This is a genomic window from Oceanimonas doudoroffii, from assembly GCF_002242685.1.
In the GTDB taxonomy this organism is placed as follows: Bacteria; Pseudomonadota; Gammaproteobacteria; order Enterobacterales; family Aeromonadaceae; genus Oceanimonas; species Oceanimonas doudoroffii.
Genome location: NZ_NBIM01000001.1, coordinates 514,928 through 530,295, shown reverse-complemented (window position 1 = coordinate 530,295; position 15,368 = coordinate 514,928). Strand labels below are relative to the sequence as shown.

11 protein-coding genes are annotated in these 15,368 nt (G+C 61.8%); 7 read left to right on the top strand and 4 right to left on the bottom strand.

The window, feature by feature from the left end:
• Nucleotides 1–3: 3 nt before the first annotated feature.
• On the bottom strand, nucleotides 4–2,208 hold the full coding sequence (locus B6S08_RS02405; RefSeq protein WP_094199185.1) for a DNA internalization-related competence protein ComEC/Rec2: 2,205 nt from the start codon (nucleotides 2,206–2,208) through the stop codon (nucleotides 4–6).
• 27 nt (nucleotides 2,209–2,235) lie between these two features.
• Between B6S08_RS02405 and B6S08_RS02400 the strand changes: the two genes are divergently transcribed.
• Nucleotides 2,236–2,748, top strand: a complete 513-nt coding sequence (locus tag B6S08_RS02400; protein ID WP_094199184.1) for a DUF2062 domain-containing protein — start codon at nucleotides 2,236–2,238, stop codon at nucleotides 2,746–2,748.
• Nucleotides 2,748–3,257, top strand: a complete 510-nt coding sequence (locus B6S08_RS02395) for a DUF2062 domain-containing protein (protein ID WP_240919745.1) — start codon at nucleotides 2,748–2,750, stop codon at nucleotides 3,255–3,257. Before B6S08_RS02400 ends, B6S08_RS02395 begins: the two co-directional genes overlap by 1 nt.
• 281 nt (nucleotides 3,258–3,538) lie before the next feature.
• Here the strand turns inward: B6S08_RS02395 and lolE are convergent, their stop codons facing one another.
• From lolE to B6S08_RS02380, 3 genes are read right to left on the bottom strand one after another with little or no spacing between them, the layout of a single operon-like run.
• Nucleotides 3,539–4,780: a lipoprotein-releasing ABC transporter permease subunit LolE gene (gene lolE, locus B6S08_RS02390; RefSeq protein WP_094199183.1), complete on the bottom strand. Its 1,242-nt coding sequence runs from the start codon at nucleotides 4,778–4,780 to the stop codon at nucleotides 3,539–3,541.
• A complete protein-coding gene (gene lolD / locus B6S08_RS02385) occupies nucleotides 4,780–5,460 on the bottom strand; it encodes a lipoprotein-releasing ABC transporter ATP-binding protein LolD (protein WP_094199182.1) in 681 nt (226 codons plus the stop codon). The genes lolE and lolD overlap by 1 nt, the downstream gene beginning before the upstream one ends.
• Nucleotides 5,453–6,664: a lipoprotein-releasing ABC transporter permease subunit gene (locus tag B6S08_RS02380; protein ID WP_094199181.1), complete on the bottom strand. Its 1,212-nt coding sequence runs from the start codon at nucleotides 6,662–6,664 to the stop codon at nucleotides 5,453–5,455. Before B6S08_RS02380 ends, lolD begins: the two co-directional genes overlap by 8 nt.
• Before the next feature lie 92 nt (nucleotides 6,665–6,756).
• Between B6S08_RS02380 and B6S08_RS02375 the strand changes: the two genes are divergently transcribed.
• The 5 genes from B6S08_RS02375 (at nucleotide 6,757) to B6S08_RS18160 (ending at nucleotide 15,231) form a co-directional block, all read left to right on the top strand.
• Nucleotides 6,757–7,329, top strand: a complete 573-nt coding sequence (locus B6S08_RS02375; protein ID WP_094199180.1) for a PilZ domain-containing protein — start codon at nucleotides 6,757–6,759, stop codon at nucleotides 7,327–7,329.
• Entirely contained in the window at nucleotides 7,326–10,763 is a 3,438-nt protein-coding gene (gene mfd / locus B6S08_RS02370; RefSeq protein WP_094199179.1) for a transcription-repair coupling factor, read from the top strand. The genes B6S08_RS02375 and mfd overlap by 4 nt, the downstream gene beginning before the upstream one ends.
• 78 nt (nucleotides 10,764–10,841) lie before the next feature.
• On the top strand, nucleotides 10,842–12,287 hold the full coding sequence (locus tag B6S08_RS02365) for an FAD-dependent oxidoreductase (protein ID WP_094199178.1): 1,446 nt from the start codon (nucleotides 10,842–10,844) through the stop codon (nucleotides 12,285–12,287).
• Between the two features lie 359 nt (nucleotides 12,288–12,646).
• A complete protein-coding gene (locus tag B6S08_RS02360; RefSeq protein ID WP_094199177.1) occupies nucleotides 12,647–13,891 on the top strand; it encodes a DUF3422 family protein in 1,245 nt (414 codons plus the stop codon).
• 548 nt (nucleotides 13,892–14,439) lie between these two features.
• The gene (locus tag B6S08_RS18160; RefSeq protein WP_141202169.1) at nucleotides 14,440–15,231 is read left to right on the top strand and encodes a hypothetical protein; all 792 of its coding nucleotides are present in this window, start codon (nucleotides 14,440–14,442) and stop codon (nucleotides 15,229–15,231) included.
• Nucleotides 15,232–15,368 lie beyond the last annotated feature (137 nt).

Here is a 15,368-nt window from a genome sequence, read left to right as displayed (position 1 = left end):
GCGCTATTCTAACGGCTTGGGTTGGATCCCGCCAGTTTCACGCCAGGCGGCCAGCCGATGATACCAGGGACCGGGCCGGTCATGGCCCACTCGCCGCCAGCTGGGCCCATTTGCAACCAGGTGGATCAGCCCCTGCTCGCCGGTCACCACTTGGGTCACGCCCGCCTGCCGATAGCGGGCCACCACCTCCGGGGCCGGAAAGCCCCAGCGATTGGCGAAACCGGCGGTATGCACCACCCAGTCCGGCGCCACCGCCGTAATAAACCCCTGGTGCGACGAGCTGCGGCTGCCGTGATGGGGACTCAGCAACAGTTGAGCCTTGAGCGGCACACGGCGGGCCAGCAAGCCGTGCTCGGCGGCCTGTTCAATATCGCCGGTGAGCAGCACCGACAGCACGCCGTCGGAAATATGCAGCACGCAGGAGTCGTTATTGCGGTGCCCGCCCGGTGTGACCGGCCACAACATGCGCAGGGTAAGCCGGCCCCACTGCCGCTGTTGGCCGGCCCGGCAGGGCATGCCCCGGGGCCAGGCTCCCCAGCGGTAGCGCACCGGCACTTGCGTGGCCAGGTAATCGCGGTTGGCGCTGTGATCACTGTCGTCATGGCTGATCACCAGGTAGTCCAGCGCATCGATGCCCAGCCGGTGAAACAACGGCAAAATCACCCCGTCCGCCATGTTGAACCCCGAGCGAAAACGGTTGCCGGTGTCATACAACAACGCCCGCTGGCCCTGGGTCACCAGCACCGACAACCCCTGCCCCACATCCAGAACCCGCACCTGCCAGGCCGGCCCGGGCCAGAGCCACAACAGCGCCAGCCAGCCCAGGGCCAGCCCGAGGGAACGGGCTTGAGGCAGCAACGCCAGCAGGGGCAGCAACAACGCCAGCCACACCACGGCCTGAGCAAAGGCCGGCAGCACCACCCAGGGCGACGCCTGGGCGGCTAGCCAGTGCAACCCGCCCATCAGCGGCCCAAAGAGCCCGTTCAGCACGCCGAATACCGGCGCCGCCCCCACAGGACTCAATAACAGCAGGCCACAGCCCAGCAATAACAGCGGAATCAACAGCAGTGAAAACAGCGGGATCAGCACCACGTTCACCGGCACCGACAGCCAGCTCAGGCCGCCAAACAGTCCCATCACCAGGGGCAGCAACACCAGTCCCAGCCCGATTTGCAGCCGGAATAACCCTTGGCGGCGCAGGCCCGCCGCCAACAACAACAGGGCCGCCACCGCCCCCGCCGACAACCAGAAGCCCTGATTCAGGGCCAGCCAGGGGTTCACCAGCAACAACAGGGTCATGGTCAGCAACAAAATGCGCCGGCCACTCCACAATCGCCCCCAGGCCATCAATCCCAGCCAGATCACCAGCATCAGCAGGGCCCGCTGGGTGGCCACGCCAAACCCGGCCAGCCAGGCATAGCCCGTGGCCAGCATCAGTGCGACCAGCAGGCCGGCGGTGGTATGGCCGCACCAGCGCCCGGCCAACCAGCCCAACCCCGCCACCAGACCAATGTGCAGCCCGGAAATGGCAAACAAATGGCTGACTCCAAGGTCCCGCAGCATGTTCCAGTCGCTCGGGCGTAGCTCACCACGCTCGCCAAAGCTCAGGGCTCGCAGCCAGGGCCGGGCCGACAGCCCCTGAGTGGCCTTGTCAAAACGGGCCAGCAGGCGCTCCCGGGCACCGATGACGGCCGGCTGGTGAGTGAGGGTGCCGGTAAGATAACCCCGCGCGGTAATGCCCTGCCCCAACAGCCAGCGGGCACTATTGAAACTGCCCGGATTGGACAGGGCATGGGGCACATACAGATGGGTGACGGCACTCAAACCGTCGCCCCGGGACGGTGCCGGCGCACTGCCGTACCAGCTCAGCAATACCCGCGGCGCGGGCAAAAGTGCTTGACCATCTAGGTGGGTCAGGCCGACAATCAGCCGGCTGGTGCCGTCGTGCCGGGGCTGAACCTCGACTACACTGCCCATGATGATCTGACTGCGTTCGCCCACCCCAGGTAACTGAAGCCAGGCCAACTGCCAGTGACTGACACACAATACCCAGACAAATCCCAGCAACCAGCCGGCCAGTGCGGGTCGGGAGTGCCAGCAGATAACACCGATTATCGCCAGCGGTAACCACGCATCCCGGGCCGGTAACCAGGGCCACAACAGGGTGCTGGAGACACCGGCGCAAAAGAAGAACAGCCGCTTGTCCATCCGGTAAGTATTGCGGACCTGGAGCAGATGCCAAGAAAGATTCTGAAACGCCTGATGCCCGAACACGGGGCCATCAGAAACCACAAATACCTGAGCCTGTTTGGCAACCGGCTGCACGACACCAACCTCTGGCACCTGAACCGCCATTCGGCCGCCGGCGCCTTTGCGGTGGGCCTGTTTTGTGCCTGGCTGCCCATTCCCTTTCAGATGGTGGTGGCCGCCGGCGGCGCCATGCTGTTCAGAGTGAACCTGCCGCTGTCGGCGGTGCTGGTGTGGTTTACCAACCCGCTGACCATGCCCCCCATGTTTTATTTCGCCTACCGGCTGGGCTCCTTCCTGCTCAACCGGCCGCCCCACTACGAACATTTTGAAGTCAGCCTGAGCTGGCTGGCCGATGCCATGACCACCGCCGGTCCCCCTTTTCTGGTGGGCAGCCTGGTGCTGGGACTGGTGAGTTCGGCCATTGGCTATATGCTGATCCACGCGCTGTGGCGCTGGTCGGTATCGCGCCAGTGGAAACGACGGCGTCAGGGGCGCTGATGCTGCGCCAGTGGGTTCGGGGCAAGATGCCCAGTCAGGAGACCCTGCGCCAGCATCGAATGCTGCGACTGTTTGGCGAGCGCCTGCTCGACCCCGACTACTGGTTCTGTAACCGCCATTCCGCCGCCGTGGCGGTGGCCGCCGGCCTCTTTGCCGCCTGGCTGCCGCTGCCCATGCATACCCTGGTGGCCATTGCCCTGGCCCTGCTGATGCGTGGCTACCTGCCACTGGCCATTGCCATGGTGTGGGTCAACAACCCGCTCACCATTGCCCCCATGTTTTATTTTGCCTACCGGCTTGGCCTGCAGTTGCTGGGCCAGCCCGATGTGGAGCTTTCCGACGCCCTGTCGCTGGAGCAGGAAGCCCTGGCCGTGGCCCTGCCGCTGTTCACCGGCTGCCTGCTGCTGGCCCTGGCATCCGCCGCCCTGGGCTGGGTGATCACCCGGCTGGGCTGGCGCTGGAAGGTACAACTGGCGTGGCTAAGGCGTCATCAGCGGCGCGAGCCGTGAGGTGTGAGGTGTTGGAGTAAAAGGTCAGTGCATAGGTGCTGCTTTGGATGACGCAGATGTCTTTGGCGCTAATGCAGACGAGCTGCCCGGGCTTCATGTTGCCCAGGAGTCTCTCGTTCCCATGCTGTGTGGGAATGCCTATCTGATCTGAACCTTTCTGCTCAGGTATACACTCCCAGGCCGGAGCGTGGGAGCGAGATAACGGCGAGAGCCGTGAACGGAGCTCTGGAGTGCCGTAGGTTGGCGATGAGCGCAGCGAATCCCAACCTACGTCCTATGTGTTACGCTTCACCCAGCAGTTGGCGGGGCAGCAGTCGTCCTGCGCGCCAGGCGGGGTAAAGGGTGGCGATAAAGATCAGCACCAGGGCCGAGCCGGTCACCAGCCAGAGATCCGCCCAGTGGAACTCGGTGGGAATAAAGTCGATAAAATACACCTCGGGGTTGAGCACGCGGTGGCCGGTGAGGCGCTCAAAGCCCGCCACCAGCTCCGACAGCCGGTTGGCCAGCAGCGCGCCGAGCAGTCCGCCCGCCAACACGCCCACCACGCCGTTCAGCATGCCCTGCACCACAAAGGCGCCACGGATCTGCCAGGGGCCGGCCCCCATGGTCTTGAGAATGGCGATGTCACCCTTCTTTTCGTTCACCGCCATCACCAGGGTAGAGACGATATTAAAGCTGGCCACCGCCATCACCAGCAGCAGTACCACTATCATCAGGGTGCGCACCAGCTGAATGTCCCGGTAGATATTGCCCTGACTGTTCATCCAGCTGTTCACGTAAAAGCCCGCCGGCAACGGCATGGCCGCATCAAAGCTGATGCGGTCGGCACGCAGCACGTCATCGACCTTTAAATGAAAGCCACTGACCCTGTCGTCCAGCTCGCGCAGCTCCTGGGCGTCCCGAATGTGGGTGTAACCCAGCACGGTGTCGAGCTGGCCGCCCAGGCGCAACACTCCCACCAGGGTAAAGGCATGACGGCGGGGCGAACCAAAGCCCTGCTCGCCGGGCGACGGCAACAGCAGTGACACCGTATCCCCCACCTGCAGGCTGAGCTTGTCGGCTATGGCCTGCCCCAGAATAATGCCCCGCTCGCCGGGTTTGAGTGCGTCCAGGTTGCCGCCGTCCAGATAAGGCCCCAGCGCCGAAATGCGCATCTCCCGCTCGGGATCCACGCCCTGCAGCTGCACCGCCTTCAGGGTAGAGCCCCGGCTCAACAGGCCTTCCAGCGGCACAAAGGGTGCCACTGCCTTCACACCGGGGGCGGCTTCAAGGCTGGACTGCATGCCTTGCCAGCCGGCCAGTGGGCCATCGGCGGCATACAGCTGGCCATGGGGCAACACCGACAGAATGCGGCTTTCCAGCTCACGCTGAAAGCCGTTCATGGCCGACAGCCCCAGGATCAGCGCGCTCACGCCAATGGCGATGCCAAGAATGGACGCCACCGAAATAAAGGAAATAAAGCGGTTGCGCCGCCGCGCCCGGCTAAAACGCCAGCCCAAGTAAACCGGTAACGGCCGAAACATCACTGCTCCTCCAGGTGGCCATCCACCAGCCGGGTCTGCCGATTCAGCCGCCCGGCCAGGGCCAGATCATGGGTGACCACCACCAGGCCGGTGCCCAGCTCGCTCTGCAGCTCCGCCAGCAGTTCAAACACATCCGCCGCGCTATGGGCATCCAGGTTGCCGGTGGGCTCGTCGGCCAGCACCAGCCGAGGGTTGTTCACCAGGGCCCGGGCAATGGCCACCCGCTGGCGCTCGCCGCCGGAGAGCTGACCGGGTCTGTGCTCAAGCCGGTGCGCCAGCCCCACTCTGCCCAGCAGCTGTTCGGCCCGAGCCTTGGCCTCGGCCACCGGACAACCGGCAATCAACAGCGGCATGGCGGCGTTTTCCAGGGCGCTGAACTCCCCCAGCAGATGATGAAACTGGTACACGAAACCCAGCTTCTGATTGCGAAAACGGGCCTGGGCCCGCGCCGGCAACTGATGCAGGTCTTCCCCTTCCACCAGCACTCGGCCGGTGGTGGGCGAATCAAGGCTGCCCAGCAGGTGCAGCAGGGTGCTCTTGCCCGAGCCCGAGCTGCCCACCACCGCCAGGCTTTCCCCGGCGTTCAGCGCCAGGCTCACCCCGTGCAATATGCTGACCGAGCGCTCGCCGTCACGATGGGTTTTGGTCAGGTTCTCTACCGTCAACAACGGATTACTCATAGCGCAGGGCCTCGGCAGGTTGCACCCGGGACGCCCGCCAGGCCGGATACAGGCTGGCCAGCACACACAGGGCAAGGGTGGAAAACAAAATGGTGACGAGCTGGGCAGGCAGCAGCAGCACCGGCAGCTGGCTGCCACCGGCGGACGAATAGAAGTTGATGCCAAGCACATTGAGCACCGCATCCAGATTCAGGGTCAGCAGCAGCCCCAGGCCAAAGCCCAGCAGGCTGCCCAGCACGCCGCTAAAGCCCCCCTGAATCATGAACACCGCCATCACACGTTGGCGGCTCAGGCCCAGGGTTTGCAGCATGGCGATTTCGGCTTCCTTGTCGGTCACCACCATCACCATGGCGGAAAGAATGTTAAAGGCCGCCACCAGAATGATCAGCGCCAGCATCAGGCTCATCAGCCGTTTTTCCATGGCCACCGCCTGAAACAGCTCGCCCCGGCTGTGCTGCCAGGTTTCATATTTAAGCGTGCCATCAAGCGCTGGCAACGCGGCCAGCTCAAAGGGATCGTTCAGCCACAGTCTGAGCCCCGAGGCCTGCTCGGGCTGGTAACGCAGCAGCCGGCCGGCGTCTTCGATGCGGGCCAGGGCCACCTGGCGATCCACGTCGTGACCGGTGACAAAGGTGCCCACCACGGTAAACAACCGCTGACTGGGCACGCGCCCAAGGGGGGTAAAGCGACTACCCTCGGTCACCGTGACCCGCACCTTGTCGCCGGGGCCTACTTTCAGCTCCCGGGCCAGCCCCGCCCCCAGCACCAGGCTGTAGGGCAAATCACGAAAATAGCCGAGCGTCTGCTTGTCCAGCGCGCCCAACAGGCGATCCGCCTCGTTGGCGGGATCCACCCCGTAGAGCTCGGCGCCGGTCAGCGCCCCCGGCCCCTGCACCATGGCTTCGGCGCTGATAAAGGGGCTGGTCGCCACCACTTCGGGCACGGCGGCAAAGCGCGCCGCCTGCGACCCGGGATCGTTCAGGCGGCGGGCGTCATTGGTGACCAGGGCGTGGGGAATGACCCCCAGCAGGTTGCTTTTCAGCTGCTGCTCAAAGCCGTTCATCACCGACGACACCAGCATCAGCGCCGCCACCCCCAGCAAAATACCGATGGTGGAAAAGCCGGAAACAAAGGAGGCAAAGCTGCGCCGCCCCCGGGCCCCGGCATAGCGCAGGCCCAGCATCAGCGTCAGGGGTTGAAACATGGCATAATCATCCGTTTTTCAAAGGGTTTTACGTCACCCGCAAGTTGCGGAATAATAAAGGCTTGTGACAGGCGCAACAAGAGCAGCGAAGCATGGCGAACCCTTATTTCAGCGTGGAATACAGTGCCCAGGTGAACCTGATCCCTCTACAGCAGGGCGACACCGTGCCCGAGGTGGTCGATCTCGAGGCCGACATTCCGGCACCGTTTCGGCTGATCAGCGAAGTCACCCGCATCGACACCAACCAGGCACGGCTGCTACGCAACCTCGACGAACACGCCAGTGAGCTGGTGGAGATCATCAACCAGCAGTCCCGCAAAATCGACCTGGTGCTGAGCCATGTGCTGGCAGGCCAGGATGACCCGGACTGCCGCTACCGCACCCTCACCCTCGGCGGCGGCGGCTTTCGGTTTGAATCGCGACACCCCATGACCGACGGCCAGACGGTGCGGATAAAACTGTTTCTGCCCGAACACTCGGTGGCGGTGTATGCCTACGGCGAGGTGCATGCGGAGGAACAGCGCGGCCACTATCGCTGCGACTTTACCGTGATCCGCGAGCAGGACAGAGACGCCCTGATCCGCGCCAGCCTGCAACAACAGGCCAAACAACTTAAAGCCCGCGCCGAGCAGCGCGCCCAACAGAACGACAAGCCCGCCTCATGATTGACATTTCCAGCCCCACTCCCAAGCCCAGGGCCAGCCTGGGCGGCCTGATCGGCAGCAGCCTGGCCCTGGCCATTGCCGGCCAGGTTAAACGGCAATCCCAGCGCGTGTTGCTGGTGGTGCCCGACACCCCCACCGCCCTGCGCCTGGAGCAGGAAGTACGCCACCTGCTAAACGATGCCAGCCTGCCGGTGCAGCTGCTGCCCGACTGGGAAACCCTGCCCTTTGATCAGTTCTCGCCGCACCAGGACATTATCTCCCAGCGGCTGGAAACCCTCTACGGCCTGCCGGCACTGAGCCGGGGCCTGCTGATTGTGCCGGTCACCACCCTGATGCTGCGCACCCCGCCGCGAGACTGGCTGGAGCAGAACAGCCTGCTGCTGAAGGTGGGCGACCGGCTCGATTTGCATCATTTGCGCCAGCGCCTGGAGCAGGCCGGCTACCGCGCCGTGGAGCAGGTGCTGGAGCACGGCGAATTCGCCGCCCGGGGGGCGCTGCTCGACCTGTTCCCCATGGGCGCCGAGGAGCCGGTGCGCATCGACTTTTTTGATGATGAAATCGACACCCTGCGCCCCTTTGATCCCGACACCCAGCGCTCCCGCGACAAGGTGAAGGAAGTGCGGCTGCTGCCGGCCCGGGAGTTCCCCACCGACAGCGCCGCCATTGAGCGCTTTCGCGGCCAGTATAGAGAGCGCTTTGCCCTGCGCAACGAGCCGGAGTCGCTTTATCACCGCGTGAGCCAGGGCCAGCTGCCGCCGGGCATTGAATATTATTTCCCGCTGTTTTTTGAACAGACCCAGACCCTGTTCGACGCCCTGCCCGAGACCATGCAGGTGCTGGCGGTGGGCGACATGGAGCCGGCCGCCCAGGATTTCTGGCGGGATGTAAACGAGCGCTATGAAGACCGCCGCCACGATCTGCTGCGGCCGCTGCTGGCCCCCGACGAGCTCTATTTAAAGCCCGATGCCCTGATGCACCAGCTCAATCGCTGGCCCCGGCTGCAACTGAGCCAGGAGCCGGTGCTGGAAAAAGGCGATCGGGTCAATGCGCCGGTGCGGGTACTGCCCGAGCTTGAAGTGGAGCACCAGAAAACCGAGCCCTTGGCGCGACTGCTTGGCTTTTGTCAGCAGTTTGCCGGGCGCGTTCTGTTCTCGGTGGAAAGCGCCGGTCGCCGCGAGGCCCTGACCGAACTGCTGGCGGGCTCACCGCTGAAGTTCACGCCGGTCGACAGTCTGAACGACTTTGCCCGCGGTAAAGACAAAATTGGCCTGGTGGTGGGGCCGCTGGCCCAGGGCTTTGTGCTGAATGAGGAATTTGCGCTGATCTGCGAGGGCGATCTGCTCGGCGGCCGGGTCATTCAGCGCCGGCGGCGGGAAAAATCCGCCAGCCTGAGCCCGGACACCCTGATCCGCAACCTGGCGGAGCTGTCCATCGGTCAACCGGTGGTGCACCTGGATCACGGCGTGGGTCGCTATATGGGCCTGCAGACCTTGAACGCCGGCGGCATGAAGTCGGAATACCTGACCCTGGAATATGCCGGCGGCGACAAGCTCTATGTGCCGGTCACCGCCCTGCACCTGGTGGGCCGCTACAGTGGCGCCGACGACCCCACCCTGAACCGTCTGGGTAACGACGCCTGGGCCAAGGCCAAGCGCAAGGCCGCCGAAAAGGTGCGCGACGTGGCCGCCGAGCTGCTCGACGTGTACGCCCGGCGGGCCGCCAAGCCGGGCCAGGCCATTGCTCACGACAAAAGCGCCTACCGCCAGTTTTGCGACGCCTTTCCCTTTGAGGAAACCGACGATCAGCTCAAGGCCATCAACGCCGTGCTCACCGACATGACCCAACCCAAGGCCATGGACCGGCTGGTGTGCGGCGACGTGGGCTTTGGCAAGACCGAAGTGGCCATGCGCGCCGCCTTTGTGGCGGTGCACGGCGGCAAGCAGGTGGCAGTGCTGGTGCCCACCACCCTGCTGGCGCAACAGCATTACGACAACTTTCGCGACCGCTTTGCCAACTGGCCGGTCAAGGTGGAGCTGATCAGCCGCTTCAAGACCGGCAAGGAGCAGGACAAGGCCCTGGCAGGAATGGCGGACGGCAGCATCGACATTGTCATCGGCACCCACAAGCTGCTGAGCCAGGACGTGCGCTTTAAAGACCTCGGCCTGCTGATCGTGGACGAAGAGCACCGCTTTGGCGTGCGCCAGAAAGACAAGATCAAGGCCCTGCGCGCCGACGTGGACATTTTAACGCTCACCGCCACCCCTATTCCCCGCACCCTGAACATGGCCATGGGCGGCATGCGTGACTTGTCCATTATCGCCACCCCGCCGGCCAAACGGCTGGCGGTAAAGACCTTTGTGCGCGAGTCGGACGCCACCGTGATCCGCGAGGCCATTTTGCGGGAGCTCAAGCGGGGTGGTCAGGTCTATTACCTGCACAACGAGGTGCAGACCATCGAAAACAGCCTGGACGCCCTGCGCACCCTGGTGCCCGAGGCCCGCATTGGCATCGCCCACGGCCAGATGCGCGAGCGCGAGCTGGAAAAGGTGATGTCGGACTTCTACCACCAGCGCTTTAACGTGCTGCTGTGCTCCACCATTATTGAAACCGGCATCGACGTGCCCAGTGCCAACACCATTATCATGGACCGGGCCGACAAGCTGGGCCTGGCTCAGCTGCACCAGCTGCGCGGCCGGGTGGGACGTTCCCACCACCAGGCCTATGCCTATTTGCTTACCCCTCACCCCAAGCGCATGACCACGGACGCCAAAAAACGGCTCGAGGCCATTGCCGCCCTGGAAGATCTGGGCGCCGGCTTTGCCCTGGCCACCCATGACCTGGAAATTCGTGGCGCCGGCGAGCTGCTGGGCGACGAGCAAAGCGGCCAGATCACCGCCATTGGCTTCAGTCTTTACATGGAGATGCTGGAGCAGGCGGTGAAGGCGCTGCAGTCGGGCAAGGAGCCGGCGCTGGATCAGCTGCTGGGCAGCCAGACCGAAATTGAACTGCGCCTGCCCGCCCTGCTGCCGGACGACTACATTCCCGACGTTAACATGCGTCTTTCCATGTATAAGCGCATTGCCGCCGCCGAACACGACGCCGCGCTGCGCGAGCTGCAGGTGGAGCTGATAGACCGCTTTGGCCTGCTGCCCGAGCCGGGCAAGAATCTGATTGCCCTCTCCGCCCTCAAGGCAAAGGCCAGCGGCCTTGGCATTGAGAAAATTGACGCCGGCCCTCAAGGGGGCACCATCAGCTTTGGCCAGGACGCCAGGGTCGACCCCGGCTATCTGGTGGGCCTGTTGCAAAGCCAGCCTCGCATCTACAAAATGGAGGGGCCGAGCAAACTGCGCTTTGCCATTCCAAGCCATGATGCCAAGGCCCGGCTGGCCCTGGTGGGCGACATGCTCAATGAATTTGCCGCGCATCAGGCCTGATGCGCACTCCCACGGACGGGACTCAACATAACAGCGCCGGCCACGCCGGCGCTAAACCATCATCCTGACCGAGACGTAATGAATACAACATCTTGCGCCGCTTTTGCCCAGCGCCCGCTGAGGGTTGGCATTCTGGGAGGCGGCATTGCCGGCGCCACAGTAGCACTGCGACTGACCGACATGGGCATTCACACCCTGCTGCTGGAAAGCGGCACCGGCCTGGTAAACGGCCCCCCCATCTGCCACCTGCATGCCGGAGGCAACCTCTACCGGGAAATCAGCGACGAGCAGTGCCTGACCCTGCTGCGCCAGTCCATTGCCTCGGTGCGGGCCTACCCCCACAGCATTAACCGCCGCCCGACCGTGATTGCGGTGCCGGTGACCGATGCGGGCGATCCCGAGGCCCTGCTGCCCCGGCTGCGCCAGGTGACACGGGAATATCAATTGCTGGTGAACGAAGATCCCGCCAACCGCGTGCTGGGCGAGCCGGACGATTACTACCGCTGTTATCACCGGGAAGAGTTCGAAGCCCTGGCCAGCCGGCCGCTGCCGGACCGGGCACAGACTCACGACGACTGGATGATTCCGCTGGCACGGCAGCTGGATGCCAGCCAGCTCAAGTTTCCGCTGATCCTGGTGCAGGAATACGGCTGGAGCCTGTTTCGCATGGCCGCCACCGCTACCCAGGCCTTAAGCGAGTCGCCCCTGTGCGACCTGCGCCTGAACACGCGGGCCATTCGCCTTGAGCAGCACGAATGCAGCTGGCACGTGCAGAGCGTGGGCCCCGGCGGCGAGCGGGTGGATGAAGTGGACTTTCTGGTGAACGCCTGCGGCTTTCGCACCGGCCTGGTGGACGACATGGCCGGCTACCGGCGCGAGCGGCTGGTGGAATACAAGGCCGCCTACCTGGCCCGCTGGCCCGGCGCCGCCGACTGGCCCGAGGTGATTTTTCACGGCGAGCGCGGCACCCCCCAGGGCATGGCCCAGCTCACCCCCTACCCCGGTGGCCTGTTTCAGCTGCACGGCATGACCGACAGCATCACCCTGTTCAAGAACGGCCTGGTGGCCAGCCCCGAGCACAGTGCCCAGCCGCGCTTGCCCGACGCCTATCGCCACCAGCTGGATAACGGCTGGAGCCTGAACGACACCGAGGCCCGCACTCGGCGCGCCATCGATCACCTGGCCCGGCTGCTGCCGGATTTTGCCCGCGCCACCCCGGCCGGCAAGCCGTTGTTTGGCGCCCAGCAGATACCGGGCAGTGATCCCAAACTGCGCGCCGCCGATGTCTCTTTTGAGGGACACCACTACGCCCGGGTGGAAATTGTAAAGGCCAGCTCCGCCCTTACCGCCGCCGACCGCATTGTGGCCAAGCTCACCGAGCTGGGCTGGCTCGCAAGCCAGGGCCCGCTCAGCCCGGATCTGGCGCTGAGCCAACGACAAAGCGCCGCCGAGGTGGAAAGCCTCGCCATCAGGCTTGCCGAGGCCCGCGGCTACCCCAGAGAGCTGGCCGAAAACGGCTGGTAACCCCGGGGACTGGGGACTGGGGACTGGCAACCCACCGTCGCTCCCGCCTTTTCTCCGTCACTCCCGCGAAGGCGGGAGCCCAGGGCAGAACGTAGGTTGGAATGAGCGCAGCGATTTCCAACATTCCACCGCCTCCTGCGTGTTGCGATTCGCTCCGCTCATCGGCAACCTACCCCTGCTTACCCACCCCTTCAATCATCACTCCCGCCAAGGCGGGAGCCCAGGCAGGACGCAGGTTGGAATGAGCGCAGCGAATTCCAACATTCCACCGCCGCCTCCTTCCGCCCAAAAAACAAGAGCCCCGTCACAAAATCTGCTAAATTACCCGCCCCTGACTGACAGCACGAAAAGGAGTATCAATGCACAGTCACCCGTTGCGGGAGCAAATTATTGCCGAGGTGCACGCCCGGCCCTTTCAGGAACTGCAGGGCCCGCTGGGCATGCGCCATATTGCGGTTACCTACGATGACGTTCCACTGAGCGAAATAAAAGCCAGCGTGGCCCGGCTGAGCGACCTGCTGGAACTGCGGGAAACCACCGGCAAATCGCGCTTCTGGCAGGGCGAGAACGACCAGCTGACCCTGCGTTTTGAGGCCCACCACGAGTTCTATACCCTTACCCTGACCGCCCTTAACCGGCTGGAGCTGCCGCAACTGCCGCCAGCCTGGCTGGATTCCGCCCCGGGCAGCTTTTTGTGTGGCGCCGAAATTCTGTTTCGCGATCACCAAAGCGAGGCAAACGAGCAGGCCTGGCTGGAACAGCATTTTGGCGAGCACCAGGTCAACAGCTCGCTGGTGATGTCGAAGGTGGGCCAGATCTGGACCGACTTCTACCCGCGGGAAGACAGCGGCCTGGTGCGGGTGCTGGTGGAAGACCGGGGCCTGCAACTGCGCCAGGCCGGCCGCCTGCTGCAACGCATTTACGAAATAGAAACCTACCGCCATATTGCCCTGCTGGCCCTGCCCCTGGCCAACAAGGTGGTGCCGGTGATCAACCAGCTGGAAAACGAGCTGGTGGAGCTCTCCACCCGAGTGGCAACGGAAGAACCTTCAAAACTGCTGCATCAGCTCATGGATCTGGCCGAGCGGCTGGAAGCCCTCTCGGCCCAGACCTCCAACCGTTTCTCGGCGGCAGAGGCCTACTTTACCCTGGTCAACAAGCGCATTGCCGAGCTGCGGGAAACCCGCATAGAAGGCCGCCAGACCGTGGAGCAGTTTATGGACAGGCGGCTCGACCCGGCCACCCGCACCTGCCGCGCCGCCGGCCAACGCATTGAGCAGCTCTCCCGCCGCCTAGCCCGCACCACTCAATTGGTGCGCTCCCAGGTGGATCTGTCGGTGGAGCAGCAAAACCGCGACATGCTCAGCAGCCTGAGCAAACGCGCCGGTGAACAACTGCGGCTGCAGGCCAAACTGGAAAGCTTCTCCATTATCGTGGTGACCTACTACGCCTTTGACCTGCTAGACCGCACCCTGCGCAACCTGGTGGAAAACGAAGAATACCGCCACCTGATGGAAGCGGGGTTAAGTATCTCGGTGCCCTTTATCGCCCTGCTGCTCTGGATCTATATACGCCGCCTGCTGCGCGGCGTGGGAGAAGACTGATTACCACGCCGTAACCTGAAGCACAGCAAGGTGTCTGACAATCCGTGCAAAATCGTCGGGCACCGTAACCACTCCAGCGACACGCCGTGAATCCCTCCCTGGAGGCTCCGCTGCGCTATCCATGGCGCAGAGGGTACGCTGGAGCAGCTTACTCTGCCCTCCTCAGCTGACAGCGAGATCGCCTGTAGGCAGCGACCACACTTCACATACAACCCAAACCGCTCATAAAACCACCACCAAAGCAGTTTGCATCTCACTTAAACCTTTTTGCAATTGCCCTACCGACTTCCAGCGGCCAGAATAGACGCGTTTGAAAACTGTGTTGGTAAGCTTGGTGGCCTTGCACCCACCGGCGGTAGCGTGGGTGGCTGGCAAAAGCTGATATCCACAGAACATATGTGCGCATGTGGGTTATTCTTCGTCAACTCCTGCTGATAAAATCTATAACTGATTGATATAAAAAGGTTATGTTGACTTGTTCAGCTACTGCAAGTATGTAGAAATAAGTATGCGCATTATTATAAAATTGAATCACCTTGGAGAGTAATGTGGTTACCGATAAAAATTGTCGAATGTGTAACGCTAGTGAGACTCTACAGAAATCGCACATTATTCCTCGCTCATACTTTAAGAGTTTGAAAGATAAGCGTGGGCAGCTGTTTTCGGTTACTTGTGGTGGAACAAGCGAAGCTAAATTAACCAACTCTGATCCAAAGGAATACCTCCTTTGCAGAGAGTGCGAGCAATATTTGAGCGAAATTTTTGAGAGATATGGAACAAGACTTCTGAAGGATCGACGAAAAGTAAAGCGCAGTGGAGATTGTGTGATATTTGAAAACTTTAGGTTTAAAGAATTTTATTTGTATCTAATTTCCATACTTTGGCGCGCTTCTATATCAGGGTTATCTAAATATAAGCATATCAACCTAGGTGATGAAATAAATCACTTGCTTTGCCACTGCCTACGAGAAAATAAGATAAAGATACAAACATCCCTTCGGCTTGATCACTTTTTTAAGATATCGCTAATCCGGATCGTTGATAAAACAGGGCAGATAGACGAAGATGCAATAAGAAAGACAATGATTGACTTAAATTTTGAAAGAGGTGAGAAACTTGACGATGGAATTCTTTATTATTTTATGGTTGATGGATTTCTTATTTTATACCATTTCTCCTCTGAAAAAGACATTCATACAGTAAGAACCAAGAAAAACTTTGCTCAAATATTGAATAAAGATAGATTATATGTGCCAATTTCAGATCTTGGAGATTTTAAACAGTTGGCTGATGGTTTTTCATCATTAACTAAGCACGCGGTAAAGCATAACAAACGGTAAATTAAAATAATCAGCATCACCCTTGGCCTGAAGTGCAGATTTAATCTGAAAAGTATCGTAGCCGGTGCTTATGAGATCAGTGGCGGAAAGCGTAAATATCATACCTATTCCTTCACCATTTAATAGACCATAAAAAA